This window comes from Campylobacter sp. RM12654, assembly GCF_020137585.1.
Classification (GTDB): domain Bacteria; phylum Campylobacterota; class Campylobacteria; order Campylobacterales; family Campylobacteraceae; genus Campylobacter_E.
Genome location: NZ_JACGAR010000089.1, coordinates 1 through 386, shown reverse-complemented (window position 1 = coordinate 386; position 386 = coordinate 1). Strand labels below are relative to the sequence as shown.

Below are 386 nucleotides of genomic sequence, written 5' to 3'. Positions count from 1 at the left end.
AGATTGCTTTTGATTTAAAATATCTTGAAAGTGATAGCGATAATAATGGGGTGCTAAATAGTGATGAATTAATGAATACATTTACTAATGGGCTTTATTTTAATCAACAAAAAAATGGAATATATGTTTTAGATAAAATAGTTTTAAATGAAAAAGCAAATGAAGAATATTTAAGTCAAGTTGGCGAAAAAAATATAAACACTATTTCAAAAATGATTAATAATAGAATATTTTTTGATAAAGATAAAGATGGAGAAATTTTAGTAAAAGAGCAATATATTGAAGATGAAAGCGAGTATTTTAAAAACTTAAATCAAGCAAAAGAAGAATTAAAAAATAAAAAAGAAAAAATAGAAGCCAATCCAAAGCTAAAAGAATACGCAATA

General features: G+C 22.5%; 1 protein-coding gene. It reads left to right on the top strand.

Annotated features, from left to right (window positions below; all coding sequences use genetic code 11):
• On the top strand, positions 1 to 386 hold a 386-nt coding region (locus AVBRAN12654_RS09435), incomplete at both ends, for a hypothetical protein (protein WP_336614398.1).